At 61.9% G+C, this 17,998-nt stretch carries 18 protein-coding genes; 13 read left to right on the plus strand and 5 right to left on the minus strand.

Annotated elements, in window-relative coordinates; translation table 11 throughout:
* From QZ498_RS10355 to miaA, 3 genes are all read right to left on the minus strand, one after another.
* Positions 1-1,659, minus strand: coding sequence for an ABC transporter substrate-binding protein (locus QZ498_RS10355; RefSeq protein WP_294621961.1), 1,659 nt, complete (start codon positions 1,657-1,659; stop codon positions 1-3).
* Between the two features lie 82 nt (positions 1,660-1,741).
* On the minus strand, positions 1,742-2,560 hold the full coding sequence (locus QZ498_RS10360; protein ID WP_294621962.1) for a helix-turn-helix domain-containing protein: 819 nt from the start codon (positions 2,558-2,560) through the stop codon (positions 1,742-1,744).
* Between the two features lie 86 nt (positions 2,561-2,646).
* Entirely contained in the window at positions 2,647-3,528 is an 882-nt protein-coding gene (gene miaA / locus QZ498_RS10365) for a tRNA (adenosine(37)-N6)-dimethylallyltransferase MiaA (protein ID WP_294621964.1), read from the minus strand.
* Between the two features lie 307 nt (positions 3,529-3,835).
* Between miaA and pyrH the strand changes: the two genes are divergently transcribed.
* The 13 genes from pyrH (at position 3,836) to lpxB (ending at position 15,972) form a co-directional block, all read left to right on the plus strand.
* Complete coding sequence (pyrH, locus tag QZ498_RS10370) at positions 3,836-4,567, plus strand: UMP kinase (protein ID WP_294621966.1); 732 nt, start codon at positions 3,836-3,838, stop codon at positions 4,565-4,567.
* A gap of 48 nt (positions 4,568-4,615) precedes the next feature.
* The gene (frr, locus tag QZ498_RS10375) at positions 4,616-5,179 is read left to right on the plus strand and encodes a ribosome recycling factor (protein ID WP_294621968.1); all 564 of its coding nucleotides are present in this window, start codon (positions 4,616-4,618) and stop codon (positions 5,177-5,179) included.
* Positions 5,180-5,199: 20 nt separating this feature from the next.
* Positions 5,200-5,925, plus strand: a complete 726-nt coding sequence (locus QZ498_RS10380; protein ID WP_294621969.1) for an isoprenyl transferase — start codon at positions 5,200-5,202, stop codon at positions 5,923-5,925.
* Complete coding sequence (locus QZ498_RS10385) at positions 5,922-6,701, plus strand: phosphatidate cytidylyltransferase (protein ID WP_294621970.1); 780 nt, start codon at positions 5,922-5,924, stop codon at positions 6,699-6,701. The genes QZ498_RS10380 and QZ498_RS10385 overlap by 4 nt, the downstream gene beginning before the upstream one ends.
* Complete coding sequence (dxr, locus tag QZ498_RS10390) at positions 6,698-7,870, plus strand: 1-deoxy-D-xylulose-5-phosphate reductoisomerase (protein WP_294621971.1); 1,173 nt, start codon at positions 6,698-6,700, stop codon at positions 7,868-7,870. Before QZ498_RS10385 ends, dxr begins: the two co-directional genes overlap by 4 nt.
* Before the next feature lie 33 nt (positions 7,871-7,903).
* Entirely contained in the window at positions 7,904-9,232 is a 1,329-nt protein-coding gene (gene rseP, locus QZ498_RS10395; RefSeq protein WP_294622001.1) for an RIP metalloprotease RseP, read from the plus strand.
* A gap of 128 nt (positions 9,233-9,360) precedes the next feature.
* The gene (locus QZ498_RS10400) at positions 9,361-9,486 is read left to right on the plus strand and encodes a hypothetical protein (protein WP_294621972.1); all 126 of its coding nucleotides are present in this window, start codon (positions 9,361-9,363) and stop codon (positions 9,484-9,486) included.
* A gap of 224 nt (positions 9,487-9,710) precedes the next feature.
* Positions 9,711-11,948: an outer membrane protein assembly factor BamA gene (gene bamA / locus QZ498_RS10405; RefSeq protein WP_294622002.1), complete on the plus strand. Its 2,238-nt coding sequence runs from the start codon at positions 9,711-9,713 to the stop codon at positions 11,946-11,948.
* A 1-nt stretch (position 11,949) separates the two neighbouring features.
* Entirely contained in the window at positions 11,950-12,618 is a 669-nt protein-coding gene (locus QZ498_RS10410) for an OmpH family outer membrane protein (protein ID WP_294621973.1), read from the plus strand.
* Positions 12,619-12,746: 128 nt separating this feature from the next.
* On the plus strand, positions 12,747-13,211 hold the full coding sequence (gene fabZ, locus QZ498_RS10415; RefSeq protein WP_294621975.1) for a 3-hydroxyacyl-ACP dehydratase FabZ: 465 nt from the start codon (positions 12,747-12,749) through the stop codon (positions 13,209-13,211).
* Between the two features lie 5 nt (positions 13,212-13,216).
* Positions 13,217-14,020: an acyl-ACP--UDP-N-acetylglucosamine O-acyltransferase gene (lpxA, locus tag QZ498_RS10420; protein ID WP_294621978.1), complete on the plus strand. Its 804-nt coding sequence runs from the start codon at positions 13,217-13,219 to the stop codon at positions 14,018-14,020.
* Between the two features lie 3 nt (positions 14,021-14,023).
* Positions 14,024-14,827: an LpxI family protein gene (locus QZ498_RS10425; protein ID WP_294621980.1), complete on the plus strand. Its 804-nt coding sequence runs from the start codon at positions 14,024-14,026 to the stop codon at positions 14,825-14,827.
* On the plus strand, positions 14,827-15,972 hold the full coding sequence (gene lpxB / locus QZ498_RS10430) for a lipid-A-disaccharide synthase (protein ID WP_294621981.1): 1,146 nt from the start codon (positions 14,827-14,829) through the stop codon (positions 15,970-15,972). The genes QZ498_RS10425 and lpxB overlap by 1 nt, the downstream gene beginning before the upstream one ends.
* Positions 15,973-15,982: 10 nt before the next feature.
* Here lpxB and QZ498_RS10435 read toward each other — a convergent pair whose 3' ends face one another.
* Positions 15,983-16,807 carry a zinc-dependent peptidase gene (locus tag QZ498_RS10435; RefSeq protein ID WP_294621982.1) on the minus strand — a complete coding sequence of 275 codons (825 nt, stop codon included), beginning with the start codon at positions 16,805-16,807 and terminating at the stop codon, positions 15,983-15,985.
* A 4-nt stretch (positions 16,808-16,811) separates the two neighbouring features.
* A complete protein-coding gene (gene mnmA, locus QZ498_RS10440) occupies positions 16,812-17,951 on the minus strand; it encodes a tRNA 2-thiouridine(34) synthase MnmA (protein WP_294621983.1) in 1,140 nt (379 codons plus the stop codon).
* Between the last annotated feature and the right edge of the window lie 47 nt (positions 17,952-17,998).

Consider the following 17,998-nt stretch of genomic DNA (forward strand, 5'->3'; position numbering starts at 1 on the left):
CTACTGCGCGAATCCGATCTTGTAGAGGTGGATTTCGTTGGCCGGGTGTCGTTCGGCATTCACCAGCGTGCCGTTGTGGTGATTGTAAAGTGCCCGCCAGAAGGGTTGGATGATAATCCCTTCCTCGCGTAGCAGAAGTTCGATCTGGCGGATCACGTCACGGCGGTCTTCGGCGGCGTGCAGTGACATGGCAAGATCAATCAACGAGTCGAGCGTGATGTTCGAGACCCCGGTTTCGTTCCAGACCGCGCCCGAGCGATAGGCCAGCACCAGCACCTGCACGTCCAGCGGGCGGTGATTCCATTGTGTGGCCGAGAAGGGGAAGCTTTTCCAGTTGTCCCAGAACCGCGCGCCGGGCAGGATGGTGCGCCGCACGCGAAAGCCTGCATCCTCAAGCTGGGCGGCGACAGCATCGCCGGTGTTGCGCTGCCATTCGTCATCGACGGTGGTCAGGTCATGCACAACGTCATCCAGCCCCGCCGCCTTGGCAAGTTCGAGGGCCTGTGTGGGGTCGTATTCGGCCGGGCCGATATCGGCATATGCGGGGTGAATGGGGCTGATGTGGTGGTTGGCAGCGACGGTGCCGCGCCCGGCATAGCCCAGCTCAAGGCAGATTTCATTGTCGACCGCCAAGGCAAGCGCGCGGCGCAAATCCTTGTTGGCATAGGGTTTGGCCCCGTCCACCTCGGCGGATTGATTACCACGGATCACGATTGTGGCTGCCGTCTCGGTGCGGGTTTGGGTCCAGCCGGTGGCATCCATCACCTCGATGAAATCACCCACGGTTTCATAAAGCAGGTCGATTTGATCGTCTCTGGCTGCCGCGACCCAATTGGCCGGGTCGGTGCCGAGGTCGATGAATTCGACGCGATCGAGATAGGGGCCGCCGTAGACATCACGGCCCCACCAGTCATGATCGCTGTTGCGCTCCAGAATGCAGCGGTCAGAGACTTCAAGGCTGATCGGTTTGAAAGGGCCGGTGCCGATACCATGCGCGAAAGGATCGCCACCGTCATAACTTTGGTGGATGATTGCGGCGGGGTAATCGGCGAAATTGGCGATGACCGAGACATCGGGGGCTGCAAGTTTGAGGGTCACGGTAAGATCATCGGTGACGATTATGGCACCGTCACGGGCCTGTCCGGTTGCCGGGTTGCTCAAACCAGTGAGGCGTGAGGCCATCGAGTTGCCCTCGACGGTGCTGTCGCACCAGCGGGTGATGTTGCGGGCGACATCCCGGGCGGTGAAGGGGTCGCCGTTGTTCCATGTCACACCGGCGCGGACATTGAGGGTGTATTCGGTGGCGTTCTCGTTGACCTCCCAGCTTTCCAGGAGCATGCCCCGAAAAGACCCGTCACCGTTATACTCCACGAGGTATTCAAGGAAGCCGCGGGTCTGGTTGGCCATCTCGCTCCAGTCGAAGGTGCGCGGATCGCGCAGGGCTTTGACGCTTTGCTGGATGCGCAGGGTCCCGCCTTGTTGGATGGCGGGCGCATCTTGCGCCATCGCCTTCTGGCCGATCAAGGCGAAGGCGGTTGTCGTGGTGGCCCCTAGGGCTGTGGCCCGGGACAAAAACTCGCGCCTCGTGATCCGGCCTTGGCATGCGTCTTGGGCAAGCGTTGGCAGGGCGGGATGCACGTGGCGTGTTTTGTCTTGCATGGGGGCCTGAATCCTCGGGAGGGTGCGTTCCCCAATAATCATAGGACGCTTGGACCGAAAGGACCATCCCCGCAGTGTAATTTCAGCGTTTTGCGAGGGCCGGAAACTTGGGCCGGTCGGTGGCGGCTTTGCGAAGCTCTGACGGGGTTTTGCCGGTGTGGTGCAGAACGAAGCGCGAGAAATAGGCGGCGCTGTTGAAGCCTGTCATCGCGGCGACGCGGTTAAACGGGTGGTCGCTGCTTTCCAGAAGGTCGCGCACGGCGTGCAAACTGCGTTGAGTGAGCAGCTCGGCGGCTGTCATGCCAGTACATTCGCGGCATGTGCGTGTTAGGTGCGTGGGGGTCACCCCGAGCGATTGGGCATAGTCCGCCATTGTTCTTCCGGTTGTGTGATCGCGTTCGATCAAGGCTGCGTAGGCTGTGACAAGCCTTTGGGCTGCAGTCATTTTTTCGGGTTCCTCGATGTGCGCCAGCATGGCGCGGCGAAGCCAGACCGTGAGAAGCGTGGCCTCGGCGTTCAGCGCCTCATCCATGAAGGGGCGGGCGCTGTTCTGTTCGCGCTGCATGGCGTCGAGTATGGAGGTGAGTTCGCTTTGGGCCTGCACGTCGCGGATGCGCAGGTGCTGTGGCGTATCGGGCATCAACACGGGGCCATAGGCAGGCACGAGGCAAACGAGGCCAAAGCCTTGTTTGCCAAGATCCAATGAAAACAAGGTGTTGGCCGGTATCACGAGCGCATTGTGCACACCGACGCCCCGGCGGATGCCTTCGACCATGGCGAGTCCTTGGCCGCGCGTGATCCAGATCAGGGCATGGTCCGGGCAACTGTGTGGAAGCTCCCCGCGCCAAGCGCCGCCTTCGGTCCATTGCGCGAGGGTAAGGATGCGCGCATGTGCTGTCATGTGATCTGTCTGCCTGCCTGATTTGACTGCTTTTCAAAAGTTTTGGCAGAGAATTGCGGCGATGTCAGGCCGAAAAATCGGTTTTTCTAAAACTCAGCGGCATTCAGCCGGTGCCAGTTTTTCATCCGCGCGCGGAACCATGTGCGCTGCCGCTTGGCGAATTGGCGGGTGGCAATGGTGGCCGCCTCACGGGCCTCGTCCAATGTCATAAGCCCTTGAAGATGTGCGATTAATTCCGGTGCGCCGATGGCTTTGGACGACAGGAGTTGCGGGTCCCAATTGGGGAGATTGGCGCGCGCCTCGTTCAATGCGCCCATATCGAGCATCTGGTCAAAACGGCTTTCAATCCGGGGGGTTAGCCATTCCTTGTCGGCTTCGACCACGATGGCGGTGCATTGGTCGAGCGGCAAAAGCGGGGGAGGGGTGGTGTCTTGCCAGTGGGCAAGGCCCTTTCCGGTGGCTTGCTGGACCTCCCATGCGCGTTGCACGCGCATCGGGTTTTGCTGGTCGATACGGGAAAGGGTTTGCGCATCGAGGCTTGGAAGGAGGGTTTTAAACCCTTGTTTTGAAACAATTTCATTGGCCGCCTCGCGCACCTCGGACGGGGTTGCAGGGATCTCGGCCAAGCCTTCTGTAAGGGCAGAAAAGTACAATCCGGTGCCGCCGGTAATGATGGGGCGGGAGCCGGTTTTGAGGCGCGGTGCGACCTCGCGCAGCCAGTGGCCGACGGAATAATCGGCATCATAAGGGACGTGGCCGTAGAGGGCGTGGGGGGCCGCCGCCTCATCCTCAGACGAGGGGCGGGCGGTTAAAACGCGCCAGTTTTCAAAGACTTGGATGGCATCGGCGTTGATGATCACGCCGCCCTTATCCTGCGCGATACGCAGCGCGAGGGCGGATTTTCCCGATGCCGTCGGCCCGGCGATCAGAACCGGGCGGTCGGCGGGAATGGTCGCAGGGTCAATCATGTGGTGGTGCGCAAATTTTCGTACGAGTCGTACGCTTGACCCCCGATTTTCGTACGAAAATCGGACTGGTCCCAATCTGTTTCGTACGAGTCGTACGATTTGCGCATCTCAAACCCCTTTAAAGCGTTTCGCGAAAACCCTGAGTCACAGATTTTCGCGAAATGCAGCGCTCTGTTCAATCGTTGTACGCGTTCCGCCTTTCGCTGATGTTTCAGGTTAAAGGCGGAACGCATTAGGTGATTGAACCTGACAGGCTTTTCCGACATTTTGCGCGAGATTGCCAGATGGCCTTAACGGAGCGCGCCCCATGTCCGAATCCCACACCCCGCAAACCACCTTCAAACGAGTTCTGCTGAAAATCTCGGGCGAAGCCTTGATGGGGGACCAAGGGTACGGGCTGCATCCGCCGACGGTTGAACGAATCGCCCGCGAAGTGAAGACGGTCCATGACATGGGCGTCGAGATTTGCATGGTCATCGGCGGCGGCAACATCTTTCGCGGGCTGGCGGGTAGCGCGCAGGGGATGGAGCGGACCACCGCCGATTACATGGGCATGCTGGCGACGGTGATGAACGCGCTGGCCATGCAAAGCGCGCTTGAGGGCTTGGGCGTGTTCACCCGCGTGATCAGCGCCATTCGCATGGATGAGGTGGCCGAGCCTTACATACGTCGCCGCGCCGTGCGCCATTTGGAGAAAAAGCGCGTGTGCATTTTCGCCGCTGGCACCGGCAACCCCTATTTCACCACCGATACGGCGGCCACCCTGCGGGCCAACGAGATGGCCTGTGAGGCGATCTTCAAGGGCACCAAGGTGGACGGGGTTTACGACAAGGACCCGGTGAAACATGACGATGCCAAGCGGTTTGATACCGTGACCTATGACGAGGTTCTGGCCCAACACTTGAACGTCATGGACGCCAGCGCCATTGCGCTTGCCCGCGACAACAGCCTGCCGATTATCGTCTTCAGCTTGGACGAGCCGGGCGGATTCAAGGGTATTCTGGCGGGCGAGGGCACCTATACAAAGGTGCATGGCTAAGGCTAAACAGGACCAAAGACGCAATTCCCGCAAGAAGGACAGAGTGATATGTCGGACGAATTCATCCTTGATACAGACGATCTTGAACGTCGGATGGAGGGGGCCATGGCCTCGCTTCGGACGGAATTCGCGTCATTGCGGACCGGGCGGGCCAGTGCCTCGATGCTGGAGCCGGTGCAGGTGGAGGCCTATGGCCAGATGACGCCAATCAATCAGGTGGGCACCGTGAATGTGCCCGAGCCGCGCATGGTGACGGTGAATGTCTGGGACAAAGGCCTTGTGAACAAGGTGGAAAAGGCCATTCGCGAAAGCGGTTTGGGCATCAACCCGCAAATGAACGGCACCATCATCATGCTGCCGATCCCCGAATTGAACGAAGAGCGCCGCCGCGAGCTTGGCAAGGTGGCGGGCCAATACGCCGAGAGCGCGCGGGTTTCGATTCGTAACATCCGCCGTGACGGGATGGACCAGATCAAGAAGGCCAAAGCCGATGGCATGTCGGAGGATGACCAGAAATTCTGGGAATCGGCGGTGCAGGAGATTACCGACAAGCATATTGCACTCGTCGACGAGGCGCTTGAGGCCAAGCAAGCCGAGATCATGCAGGTCTGAGTAACGCGAGGGTTGCCGACATGGCAAAGAAAAAGGCCGAACGCGACGGCCCGCGCCATGTGGCGATCATCATGGATGGCAATGGCCGCTGGGCGCAGTCGCGCGGGCGGCCACGTCTTTTTGGCCACCATGCGGGCGCGCGGAGGGTGCGCGAGATTGTCAGCGCCTGCCCCGATCTGGGGGTGAAGTACCTGACGATCTTCGCCTTTTCGACGGAGAACTGGAAGCGGACCCAGACCGAGGTGGCGGGCCTGATGAGCCTGTTTCGCCGCTATATCATGAAGGAAATGCAGGAGTTCGTGCGCGAAAACGTGCGGGTGCGTTTTATCGGCGACCGGCCGCGTCTGGATGCCAAGCTGCGCGGCTTGATGGATGAGGCCGAGGCGATGACCGCGCATTGCGACGGCACGAACCTGACCATTGCGTTGAATTACGGCGGCCGGGACGAGGTGGCGCGCGCCACCAAACGGTTGGCCGAGGACGTGGCGGCGGGGCGTTTGAACCCCGGGGACGTGGATGAGGAAACCCTGCCGAAGTATCTGGATACCTGTGTGGTGCCGGACCCCGATCTGGTTATTCGCACCAGTGGCGAGGCGCGGATTTCCAATTTCCTGCTGTGGCAGTCGGCCTATGCGGAGTACGAATTCATCGACACGCTCTGGCCGGATTTCACGCCGGAGATTTTTGCCGATTTGCTGAAAGGCTATGGCGCGCGGGACCGCCGCTTTGGCGGGGTGACGGCATGAGCGGCGCGGGGCAATGGGGGGATTTGGCCCCCCGGGTCATCTCGGGCGTGGTGATGGCCGTGGCCGGGGGCCTTTTGGTTTGGGGCGGTGGATGGCCCTTTGCCATTGCGGTCAGCGCCTTGGGTGGTTTGATGATCTGGGAGGCCGCGCGCATGTTTGGTGCGCCGCGCGCCGCTGGCATGGGGTGCATGGGGGCGGCGGCTGTTCTGGGGGCCTTGGTGGTGCCCGGCATGTTGGTTTTGCCGATCTTGCTGGCCGCGGCGATTGCCACGGCGGGGGATATCGCCCGCGAGAAGGGCATCTATGTGCTCTTGGCGGCTTGGGCGCTGATTGGCTGTTATGCGGTGGCGATGCTGCGTGCTGAGGCCGGTTTGGGCTGGATTGTCTGGCTGGTGCTGGTGGTCGTGGCCTCGGACGTGGCGGGGTATTTCGCCGGGCGAACCTTGGGCGGGCCGAAGTTCTGGCCCAAGGTGAGCCCGAAAAAGACCTGGTCGGGCACGGTTGCGGGTTGGATCGGGGCTGCCGTGGTGGGCGCGGTGATGGCCGGGCCGTTGGGCGCGGGCGCGGGACTGGTCGTGATCTCGGTGCTGGTCAGCTTTGCCGGGCAGATGGGCGATATTGCCGAAAGTGCGGTGAAGCGTCGGGTGGGCGTCAAGGACAGTTCCGACCTGATTCCGGGGCATGGTGGTGTGCTCGACCGGTTTGATGGCATGCTGGGGGCTGGGGTTCTGGTCTTTGTGCTGATGCAACTGGGCTTGATGCCGGGGGTGGCATGAAGCGGGTCAGTATTCTGGGGGCCACCGGTTCAATCGGGCAAAGTACCATTGATTTGATCCGCCGCAGCCCTGAGCGCTTTGACGTGGTGGCCCTGACCGGGGGGCGCAATATCGACCGGCTGTCCAGGGACGCGATTGAGTTGGGCGCCGAGGTGGCGGTGACGGCGCATGATGATTTGCTTGTGTCCTTGCGCGAGGCCTTGGCGGGCAGCGAGGTTGAAGCGGCGGCAGGCGAGGCGGCCCTCATTGAGGCGGGCGCGCGGCCGGCGCATTGGGTGATGTCGGCGATTGTCGGTGCGGCCGGGTTGCGCCCGGGGCTGGCGGCCTTGGAGCAGGGGGCGACGCTGGCCTTGGCGAACAAGGAATCGCTGGTCACGGCCGGGCCTTTGATGATCGAGACAGCGCGGTTGAACCAAGCGCGCATCCTGCCCGTGGACAGCGAGCATTCGGCGATTTTCCAGGCTTTGGTGGGCGAGGATATGGCAGCGGTCAGGCGCTGTGTCATCACCGCCAGCGGCGGGGCGTTTCGCGATTGGCCTTTGGAGGATTTGGCCGGGGCCACGCCCGAGCAGGCGGCGACGCATCCCAATTGGGACATGGGGCAAAGGATCACCATCGATTCCGCGTCTATGTTCAACAAGGCCTTGGAAATCATTGAAGCGCGGGAGTTTTTCGGGTTTGAGCCAGAGCAGATCGAGGTGGTGATTCATCCCGAGTCCATGGTGCATGCGCTTGTCGGGTTTTGCGACGGGGGACTGATGGCCCATGTTGGCCCGCCGGATATGCGGCACGCCATCGGTTATTCGTTGAACTGGCCGCAGCGGATGGATTTGCCGGTTGAGACCTTGGATTTGACGGCGCTGGGGCAATTGACCTTCCGCGCGCCGGATATGACGCGGTACCCGGCCTTGCGGCTGGCGCGCGAGGTGATGGAGCGGCGCGGATTGGCCGGCGCGGTGTTCAATGCCGCCAAGGAGCGCGCGCTGGATCATTTCATCGCCAAACGCCTGCCGTTCATGGGCATGGCCGAGGTCGTCGAGGAGGTTCTTGCCCGCTTAGAGGCCGAGAATGGCCTTATTGATGCCGGGATCACGCTTGAAACCGTCGGGCATGTGGACCATTTGGCACGGATAGCTGCCGATCAGGTCGTGCAGGACAAATATAGTTAAACAGGGAGGCGTGGAGCCTTGGAATTCGCACTCATGCTGCCGCAGTTCGGCAATGTCGCCATGGCCATTCTGGCTTTTGTCGTGGCCTTGTCGGTGATCGTCGCGGTCCATGAATACGGTCATTACATCGTCGGCCGGTGGTGCGGGATCAAGGCGGATGTCTTTTCGCTTGGCTTCGGGCCGGTTCTGTTTTCGCGGTATGACAAACGCGGCACGAAGTGGCAGGTGGCCGCCTTGCCGCTTGGTGGCTACGTCAAGTTCAAGGGGGATGGCGACGCGGCCAGCGCCACGGAAAGCGACGAGACAAAGGAAATGACCCCCGAAGAGCGCCGCCAGACCATGGTGGGCGCGCCGCTTTGGGCGCGGGCGGCGACGGTGATCGCCGGCCCCCTGTTCAATTTCATCCTGTCGATCGCGGTGTTCGGCGGGGTGATGATGACCCAGGGCAAGGTGGCCGAGCCCTTGACCGTTGGCGAGATTCACCCGCTGCCGCAATCGGGATTCACGCTGCAAGCCGGGGATGAACTATTGGGAATCGCGGGGCGTGACATCCCCGATTATGCCGAGGAGGGTGCGTTTGGGGATTTCGTCGATGTGCTGCCCAAGCAGGAGATCCTTGACTACCGGGTGCGCCGGGATGGCCGCGAGATCACCGTCGACGGCCCTTATCCGCAGCCCACGCGCATCATGCAATTGGCGCCACAATCGGCGGCCTTTGAAAGCGGCCTGAAATCGGGTGACGTGATTGTTGGCGTCGAAGGCCGCGAGATCATCGCCTTCGACCAGTTGAAGGAGGTGGTCGAATCCTCGAATGGCCGCGTTTTGGACCTGAAGGTTTGGCGTGCGGGCGAGGTGATGGACTTCGAACTGGCTCCGCGCAGGGTGGATGAACCGCAGCCGGAGGGAGGCTTCAAGACACAGTGGCGGATTGGCATCGCGGGCGGTATGGCCTTCGATTTCGCGACCGAGACCATGGGCGCGGGCGAAGCGCTTGTCGGTGGCGCTGCGCAGACGTGGCGCATCATGGCCAGCTCGGTGTCCGGCCTTTATCACATGATCATCGGGTCGATCAGCGCCTGCAACATGTCCGGCCCCATCGGCATTGCCGAGGTTTCGGGGGCCATGGCGAGCCAAGGCGCGGACAGCTTTATCTGGTTCATTGCCGTTCTTTCGGCGGCCATCGGGTTCTTGAACCTGTTGCCGATCCCGGTTCTGGATGGGGGGCATCTGGTGTTTTACGCTTTTGAGGCGGTGACGGGAAAACCGCCGAGCGATAACGCCCTGCGAATCTTCATGACCATTGGCTTGGCGTTGATTCTGGGTTTGATGTCATTGGCCTTGATCACGGATATCCTGTGCTAAAGCCTGTCGGAAATCCCCACAGGCCCTAGAAGCGCGGCCCGCGTCATAAAAGGGCCATCTTTCGGTTCGCATTCTCGCCATACTCGACCGGCAGTTTGTCGTTGGACGAACTGTATTGGAGAGACATCGTGCAACATATCATGAGCGGATATCGCGGATTGAGCCTGCTGGTGGACCTGAATTGGGATCGTCTGCTGTATTTGACCACGATTCTGGTGGCTTTGATGGCAGGGGCGTTCATCGGATCTTTCTGAGGTTGTTGAAAAACGTGCCTTGGCGGCATGATGCCAAACCCTGCCTGCGCTGAATGGCGTTTTGACAACCCCGTCATTCCCGGTTAGTCACAATTTCAATTGGGATGTCTAATTGGAATTTTTCGATGCGAGATTTCGGAGTGGATCGAGCGCGGCACCCTGCAATCCTGAAAGAGGTTGCGGGCGTTTTGCGTATGGGCCTTGTCGCTTTGGTGGCTATCGTCATGCTGGGGCTACCCGGGCCGGCGGAAGCGCAGAACTATCGCTTTAATTCCGTCACCATCGAAGGCAACCAGCGGGTCGATGGGGCCACCATCCTCAGCTATGCGGGAATCGCGCGTGGGGAAGCGGTTTCGGCGGCGGAACTGAACGATGCCTATCAGCGCATCCTGGGCAGTGGTCTTTTCGAGACCGTCACCATCGAGCCGCAGGGCAGCCGCCTTGTCATTCGCGTGGAAGAATACCCCACGATCAACAGGATTTCCTTTGAGGGGAACCGCCGTCTTAAGGACGAGGACCTTGAGGGGTTTATCGAAAGCCGCTCGCGGCAGGTGTTCAGCCCGTCGAAGGCCGAGCGCGATGCGGCTGTTCTGACCGAAGCCTATGAACAGAATGGCCGCGTCTCGGCACGGATTACGCCCAAGGTCATCCGCCGCAGCGACAACCGTGTCGATTTGGTGTTCGAGATTTTCGAAGGCGGCAAGATCGAGGTGCAGCGGATCGGCTTTGTCGGTAACCGCAACTTCTCGGATCGGAGATTGCGCCGGGTGATTGAATCGAAACAGGCAGGGCTGCTGCGGGCGATCATCGAACGCGATGCCTTTGTCGAGGACCGGTTGCAGTTCGACCGCCAAGTTCTGACCGATTTTTACCAATCGCGCGGCTATGTGGATTTCCGCGTGACCAGTGTGAACGCGGAATTGGCCCAAGAACGCGACGCCTATTTCGTGACATTCAACGTGCAGGAAGGCCAGCAATTCAAGTTCGGCGAGATCACGACGATCAGTGATTTGCCGAATGTGGATGCCGCGGAATACCAAGATGTGCTGAAGATTCGCCCCGGCGTGGTCTATTCGCCGACCTTGGTGGAAAACTCGGTCGCGCGGATGGAGCGCCTTGGCATCAAGCAGGGGGTTGATTTCCTGCGGGTCGAACCACGGATCACGCGCAATGACCGTGACCTGACGCTTGATGTGGAATTCGCGCTTGTGCGCGGGCCGCGTGTTTTTGTCGAACGGATCGACATTGAAGGCAACACCACGACGTTGGACCGGGTGATCCGGCGGCAGTTCGACGTGGTCGAGGGCGACCCGTTCAACCCTCGCCAGATTCGCGAAGCCGCTGAGCGTATTCGCGCGCTTCGGTTCTTTGAAACGGCCGATGTGAACGCGCGCGAGGGCTCGCGCCCCGATCAGGTGGTTGTGGATGTCGACGTGGAGGAAACCACCACCGGGACGCTGTCTTTCGGTGGCAGCTACTCGACCGACTCGGGCTTTGGCGTGCAACTTGGCTTTAGCGAGCGCAATTTCCTCGGCAGAGGTCAGGCACTGACGGCTCAGGTTTCCCTGGGTGGTGATACCGCGAATTACGTGATCGACTTTTCCGAACCGGCATTCCTGGGGCGTGATGTCGAGTTCGGGTTCCGCACCTCTTATCAGGAAACCGATACGAACAATACCAATCTCTATGACACGGTCTACGCCGACCTGCGCCCCAGCCTGACCTTCCCGGTGAGTGAAAACGGGCGGCTTTCGCTGTATTACAACCTCGTCTATAGCGAGATGGATGATTATTCGGGAACTATCGCGGGTGGTGTCTTGGCCAATGAGGCTGCAATCGGTGGCCGGTTTTCCAGCGCTTTGGGCTATGAATACAGCTATGACACCCGCCGCACGGGTTTGAACCCCAATGCCGGTGTGCTTTTGTCCTTCGGGCAGGAGTTCGCAGGCGTGGGGGGCGATGTGGAGTTCATTCGCACCTCTGGACGTATCCTTGGGGAAACCAAGGTTCTCAACGAAGAGGTGACCTTGCGGGCCTCGCTGGAGGGCGGTGCGCTGGAATATGGCGGCAATGATAACAGCCGTGCCATCGACCGGTACAACACCAAGATCATGCGCGGTTTCGAGCCGGGCGGTATCGGGCCGAAAGAAGGCGACGAGTTCCTGGGCGGCAACTATTACGCGGTTGCCAAGTTTGAGGCGGAGTTCCCGCTGGGCTTGCCGGAGGAGTACGGGATCAGCGGCGGCGCCTTTTACGACATCGGGTCGATCTGGGGCGTGAACACGGCGAACGCCGTGGGGCCGGTGACCTCCACCGGGTTCAATGATCGCCACGCCATTGGCTTCTCGATTTTCTGGGAATCGCCCTTTGGCCCGCTTCGGATGAACTTTGCGGAGGCCATCCAGAAAGAGCCCGGTGACCGTGACCAGTTCTTCGATCTGACGGTCAGAACGGATTTTTGAGGTGACCCTGCTGCGGCGCGTTATTGTCGCGGGGGTTATGGCCGGGGCACTGATTGGTGCCCCGGGACCTGCCGTTCAGGCGCAAGACGTGGGCGTCGTCCAGAGCGACATTCTGGTGCTGGACCCGGAGCGTTTGTTCTCGGAAACCGAGTTGGGCCAGCGCATGACGTCTGAGTATCAGGCGGCACGCGAGGCGCTCAGCAAACGCAACCGGGGGCTTGAGGCCGAGCTTGAAGCCGAAGAGCAGGCCCTGACCGAGCAGCGCGAGACCCTGTCTCCCGAGGCATTCCGGCAATTGGCCGATGAATTCGATACCAAGGTTCAACGCATTCGCCGCGAAAGCGATGCCGCGGTGCGAAATCTTGAACGGCGTTGGGAACTTGCCCCTGTAAGCTTTATGCGACGCGTGGAGCCGGTATTGGTGCAGGTGATGCAGGAGGCCGGTGGTGTCGTGGTGCTGGATGCGCGCAGTGTGCTGTTGCGGGCAGACGTGGTAGATATCACCGGTTTGGCGGCCTCGCGGATCAACGAGGAGATCGGCGAAGGTCAGGCTGCGACAGGCGCTCAACCGCCTGTGGCGGAGGACGTTACCCCGCAAGATGCCGCCCCCGAAGAGGCCGAGGGTGATCAGGGCGATCGCGGCAGTGTGCAAGAGGCCCCGGCGGAGTAATCGCCTGCTGGCCCCAGCGTCTTGCCCAAGCCCGGGGCAGTTGCTAAAGCGGGTTTACTGACCAAGGAGCAAACCGCGAGACCAAGGTGCTCAGTGTCGGTAACGGGACAGTTTCGAAAGGATACCCCATGAGCGAGCCCTCGAATTCCGCGGATATTCACAGAATCCAGCGGCTTATCCCGCATCGCTATCCTTTCCTGTTGATCGACAAGGTGGTCGACATGGATGGCACACAATCGGCGCGTGGCATCAAGAACGTCACCATGAACGAGCCGCATTTTCAGGGGCATTTCCCGTCGAAGCCGATCATGCCCGGTGTCACCATCGTTGAGGCCATGGCGCAGACGGCGGCGGTGATGGTGGGCGCGGCCCTTGGCATGGAGGACCGCGAATTGCTGGTCTATTTCATGGCCATCGAGAAGTGCAAATTCCGCCGGATGGTGGTGCCGGGTGACGTGCTGGAGATGAAGATCACCACCACGCGCGGCAAGCCCGGCGGCAAGGTCTGGCGCTTTGCCGGGGTGGCCGAGGTTGAGGGCGAGATGGCCTGTGAGGCCGAGTTCACCGCGATGATGGATTTGCCCAAGGAGTGACCCGCATGGCCGAGCGTGGCGAGACAGAGATTCACCCTTCGGCGATTGTCGAGGTGGGGGCGCAGATCGGGCAGGGATGCCGGATCGGGCCGTTTTGCCATGTCGGGCCGGAGGTGCGGCTTGGCGATGGGGTCGAGTTGAAAAGCCATGTCGTGGTGAGTGGCGACACGGTGGTGGGCGAGGATTGCATGGTGTTTCCTTTCGCCTGCATCGGTGAGATTCCCCAAGACCTGAAATTCAAGGGCGAGAAGACCCGGCTTGAAATCGGCGCGCGCAACCGTATCCGCGAGCATGTGACGATGAATGCGGGCACCGAGGGTGGTGGCGGTGTCACGCGCGTGGGCGACGACGGGTTGTTCATGGCGGGCTGTCACGTGGCGCATGACGTGCAACTGGGCAACCGGGTGATCGTGGTGAACAATGCCGCCCTTGCGGGGCATTGCGTGGTCGAGGATGACGTGATCATCGGCGGTTTGTCAGGCGTGCATCAGTGGGTGCGCATCGGGCAGGGCGCCATTATCGGGGCAGTGACCATGGTGACCAATGACGTGATTCCCTATGGTCTTGTGCAGGCCCCGCGCGGCGAGTTGGATGGCTTGAACCTTGTGGGGTTGAAGCGCCGGGGCGTGGCGCGTTCGGATATCACAGCCCTTCGCGCCGCGTTCCAGATGTTGGCGCAGGGCGAGGGCGCCTTTCAGGATCGCGCCCGCCGCTTGGGCGAGGAAACCGAAAGCGCCTATGTCCGGCAAATCGTGGATTTTGTGACCGGGGCGAGCGACCGGTCGTTCCTGACGCCGGGGGCGATGTAGGCCTTGGCGGGACGGCTTGGCATTCTGGCCTGTGGCGGGCTGTTGCCGGTGCGGATTGCCGAGGCGCAGCCAGAGGCGATGCGGCTGGCGCTGGAGGGGGTTCCGACGCAGGTTGAGGGCGTTGAGGCGCATCGGATTGAGCGGCTTGGAGGTCTGTTCGAGGCGATGCGCGCGGGCGGTGTGACGCAAGTGGTGTTTGCCGGGGGCTTGGCGCGCCCGCCCTTGGACCCTAGCCAGTTTGACAGCGCGATGATGCAGGCCGCGCCGCGCCTGATGGGCGCGTTGCAGGGCGGCGATGATGCGCTGTTGCGGGCGGTGATCGAGGTGTTCGAGGATCAGGGGTTCGAGGTGGTGGGCGCGCATGAGGTGCTGCCCGAACTGGTGGCGGAGGCCGGGCATTTGACCGGGCCGGAGCCATCCGCGCAGGAGATGCGCGATACCGAGCGGGCGTTTGACATCCTGTCGGCCCTGTCGCCGGTGGATGTGGGGCAGGGCTGTGCCGTGGCGGGGGGGCTTTGTTTGGGCATTGAGACCCTGCAAGGCACCGATGCGATTTTGCGCTTTGTGGGTGAGACATCCGAGGCCCTGCGCCGGGGGCAAAAGGGCGTTTACGTCAAAGCCGCCAAGCGCGGGCAGGATTTGCGGGTGGATATGCCTGCGATTGGCCCTGACACGATGGAGGCTGTGGCCGCCGCCGGGTTGGCCGGTTTGGTCATCGAGGCGGGCCGGGTGATGGTTTTGGAGCGGGCCGAGACCTTGGCCAAGGCCGAGGCTTTGGGCCTGTTCGTGACCGCGCGGGACGCGTGATGCGGGTTTTCATCATTGCCGGCGAAGCCTCGGGTGACCGTTTGGGCGCGGCGCTTATGGCCGGGTTAAAGCAGCTTGAAAGCGTTGAGTTTCAGGGCGTTGGCGGGCCAATGATGGAGGCCGAGGGGCTGACCTCGCAATTCCCGATGGAGGAATTGAGCGTCATGGGCATCGTCGAGGTGCTGCCCAAGTATTTTCACCTCAAGCGCCGTATCCGCGAGGTGGCCGAGGCCATTCTGGAGGCGAAACCGGATGTGGTGATCAGCATCGACAGCCCGGATTTCTGCCTGCGGGTGGCGAAGATCGTCAAGGCGCGTAGCGACATTCGGACGGTGCACTATGTGGCGCCCTCGGTCTGGGCGTGGCGCGCGGGGCGCGCGGCGAAGATGGCGAAGGTCATTGACCATGTGCTGGCGCTGTTGCCCTTTGAGCCGCCCTTGATGGAAGCCGCCGGGATGGAGTGCGATTTCGTGGGCCATCCGGTGGTGAGTGAGCCTTTGGCCGATGAGGCGGAGGTGGCGGCGTTTCGGGAGGAGGCGGGACTGGGCGACGCGCCTGTTTTGATGGTCTTGCCCGGCTCGCGCCGGGGCGAGGTGGCGCGGCTGGGGCCGATTTTTGGCGAAGCGGTGCGCGAGGTTTGTGCGGCGCGGCCGGACTTGCGGCTGGTTCTGCCGACCACGGCGGCACGGGCCGAGGAGGTGCGCGCTTTGGTGGCCGATTGGCCGGGCGCGCCCGTTGTGGTGGCCCCCGAGGGGGACGCGGAGGCCGACAAGCGCCGCAAGGCGGCGGCGTTTGGGGCTGCGGATTATGCGCTGGCGGCCTCGGGCACGGTATCGTTGGAACTGGCGGCGGCGGATGTGCCGATGGTGATTGCCTATGACGCGGCGTGGCTGAGCCGTCAGATTATTGCATGGATGTTGAAGATCGACACGCTGACGCTGGTCAATCTGGTGAGTGAGACCCGCGCGGTGCCGGAGTTCAACGGCAAGGAGTGCCGGGCGGAATTGATCGCGCCGGGTGTGCTGCGGATGATGGAGCAGCCGGAGGCGCAACGCGAGGCGATGCGGGTGACCATGGAGCGGCTGGGGCGCGATGGTGAAGCGCCGGGATTGCGGGCGGCAAGAGCGGTTTTGAAGCGGTTGTGACGCGAGGCCCTTAGGCCTTGGGATCGGCCCAATGGGACGGATCAAGCCTGAAGTAGGTGGCCAGTTGGTCATAGACCTGCGGCTCGGCGCGTTTCAATTGTGTGGGTTTTTCGAAGAAGGCTTCGACGGATACGGCAAAGAATTCCTCGTGCCCTTCCGCGCCATAGGGGTCGATCAGAGTATAGCGGCGCGATTCGACATTGTCGCGGTGGCGCTCGTAAGCCTCGACGAAGACACGCGCCCAGTCGGTGAAGCTTTGATCGCCAAGCGCGGGCGCGCCGTCGGTATGGCCCGAGAGATCATCCAACTGGTGGGCGAATTCATGGATCACCACGTTGTGGCCGTCCTTATGATTGCGCGCGCCTTGGTCGCTGTGCTGCCACGACAGGATGACCGGGCCGCGCGACCAGCTTTCGCCGGTGCGCACGACATCGCCTTCGGTGACGACATAGCCATCGTGCATCTGCTGGCGGGATTTGAAGGCCCCCGGATAGACGAGGATAGTGGTCAGGTGGCTGTACCACGCGGGGGAGTTGGCAACGAGAAGACAGGCTTGGGCCGCGATGGAAAGGCGTATTTCGCGGGTGACCTCAAGCCCGTTGCAGCCGTGGAATTGCACTTGGTCAAGGAAGAGGTTGATCTTGCCTTCGAATGCCGGGCGCAGATCGGCGGGCAGTTTCTGGGTAAGGGGAACGTGGTCGGCCACGATGGCACGGTCGTCATCGGAGAGGGGCGTGGCGAGCAGGGCCGCGCGGGCCTGTTTTTTCTGCTGGCCGCGGTACAGGACCCAGCCCAAGACGAGCAGCGCAAGGGCGAGGCCTAGGAAAAGCGGCATGGTGTCAGTAGCCGCGCCAGATCCAGCCGCCGCCGAAGATCCGGGAGCTGTCGGTGTCGTAGAACACGCAGGCTTGCCCCGGTGCGATGCCTTCCTCGGGCGTCAAGAGTTCAACCTCCGCCTCGGTGGGCGAAAGCGGGCGGATCACCGCCTCACGCGGGGGGCGGGTGGAGCGGACTTTGACCGCGACATGCCATTCGGTCTGGCTGTCGAAGGGGGCGTCGCCCAGCCAGTTGATCTCGCGCACCGGGACTTTGCGGGTGGCGAGCATGTCTTTCGGGCCGACCACCACGCGGCGGTTGTCGACGTCGAGCTTTACCACGTAAAGCGGATCGGAGAGGCCACCGATGCCAAGGCCGCGGCGTTGGCCGATGGTGTAGTGGATGACGCCCTCATGCGTTCCCAAGACGCGGCCATCGGCGTGGACGATCTCGCCCGGTTCGGCGGCACCGGGGCGCAGCTTTTCGATCACAGAAGCATAGTTGCCGTTGGGGACAAAGCAGATGTCTTGGCTGTCGGGTTTGTCGGCCACTTGCAGGCCGTATTTGGCGGCCAGTTCGCGGGTGGCGTCCTTGGAGGGCAGGTGGCCCAGCGGGAAGCGCAGGAAATCCAGCTGTTCTGGCGTGGTGGAGAAGAGGAAATAGCTTTGATCGCGGTTGGCATCCGCCGCGCTGTGCAACTCGGGGCCGTTTGCGCCCGCCATGCGTTGGATATAGTGGCCGGTGGCCATGCAATCGGCGTCCAGATCCTTGGCGGTTTCCAGCAAGTCCTTGAACTTCACCCGCTCGTTGCAGCGGATGCAGGGCACCGGGGTGGCCCCGGCAAGGTAGCTATCGGCAAACTCGTCGATTACCGCGTCCTTGAAGATGTTTTCATAGTCGAGAACGTAGTGAGGGAAGCCCATATCCTCGGCGACGCGGCGGGCATCGTGAATGTCGATCCCCGCACAGCAGGCGCCTTTTTTGGCCAAGGCCGCGCCGTGATCGTAGAGTTGCAGGGTCACGCCCACCACATCATAGCCTTCCTCGGCCAGCATGGCGGCCACGACCGAACTGTCGACACCGCCGGACATGGCGACGACGACGCGCGTGTCGGCCGGGGCCTTGGGCAGGCCGAGGGAATTGAGCGGTGTTTCAAGTGGCATGATGGGCCATCCTTGTGGGTCGCGGGTTTCAGGCGGAATATATGAAA

This window comes from uncultured Roseovarius sp. (genome assembly GCF_913057115.1).
Classification (GTDB): Bacteria; Pseudomonadota; Alphaproteobacteria; order Rhodobacterales; family Rhodobacteraceae; genus Roseovarius.

Bases quoted from the DNA above. Each gene is read 5' to 3' on its own strand.
- lpxB (WP_294621981.1), top strand. From the start codon at position 14,827: ATGCGGGTTTTCATCATTGCCGGCGAAGCCTCGGGTGACCGTTTGGGC.
- mnmA (WP_294621983.1), bottom strand. From the start codon at position 17,951: ATGCCACTTGAAACACCGCTCAATTCCCTCGGCCTGCCCAAGGCCCCG.
- rseP (WP_294622001.1), top strand. From the start codon at position 7,904: ATGCTGCCGCAGTTCGGCAATGTCGCCATGGCCATTCTGGCTTTTGTC.
- QZ498_RS10435 (WP_294621982.1), bottom strand. From the start codon at position 16,807: ATGCCGCTTTTCCTAGGCCTCGCCCTTGCGCTGCTCGTCTTGGGCTGG.
- bamA (WP_294622002.1), top strand. From the start codon at position 9,711: ATGCTGGGGCTACCCGGGCCGGCGGAAGCGCAGAACTATCGCTTTAAT.
- frr (WP_294621968.1), top strand. From the start codon at position 4,616: ATGTCGGACGAATTCATCCTTGATACAGACGATCTTGAACGTCGGATG.
- fabZ (WP_294621975.1), top strand. From the start codon at position 12,747: ATGAGCGAGCCCTCGAATTCCGCGGATATTCACAGAATCCAGCGGCTT.
- miaA (WP_294621964.1), bottom strand. From the start codon at position 3,528: ATGATTGACCCTGCGACCATTCCCGCCGACCGCCCGGTTCTGATCGCC.
- QZ498_RS10360 (WP_294621962.1), bottom strand. From the start codon at position 2,560: ATGACAGCACATGCGCGCATCCTTACCCTCGCGCAATGGACCGAAGGC.
- QZ498_RS10355 (WP_294621961.1), bottom strand. From the start codon at position 1,659: ATGCAAGACAAAACACGCCACGTGCATCCCGCCCTGCCAACGCTTGCC.
- pyrH (WP_294621966.1), top strand. From the start codon at position 3,836: ATGTCCGAATCCCACACCCCGCAAACCACCTTCAAACGAGTTCTGCTG.
- QZ498_RS10385 (WP_294621970.1), top strand. From the start codon at position 5,922: ATGAGCGGCGCGGGGCAATGGGGGGATTTGGCCCCCCGGGTCATCTCG.
- lpxA (WP_294621978.1), top strand. From the start codon at position 13,217: ATGGCCGAGCGTGGCGAGACAGAGATTCACCCTTCGGCGATTGTCGAG.
- QZ498_RS10380 (WP_294621969.1), top strand. From the start codon at position 5,200: ATGGCAAAGAAAAAGGCCGAACGCGACGGCCCGCGCCATGTGGCGATC.
- dxr (WP_294621971.1), top strand. From the start codon at position 6,698: ATGAAGCGGGTCAGTATTCTGGGGGCCACCGGTTCAATCGGGCAAAGT.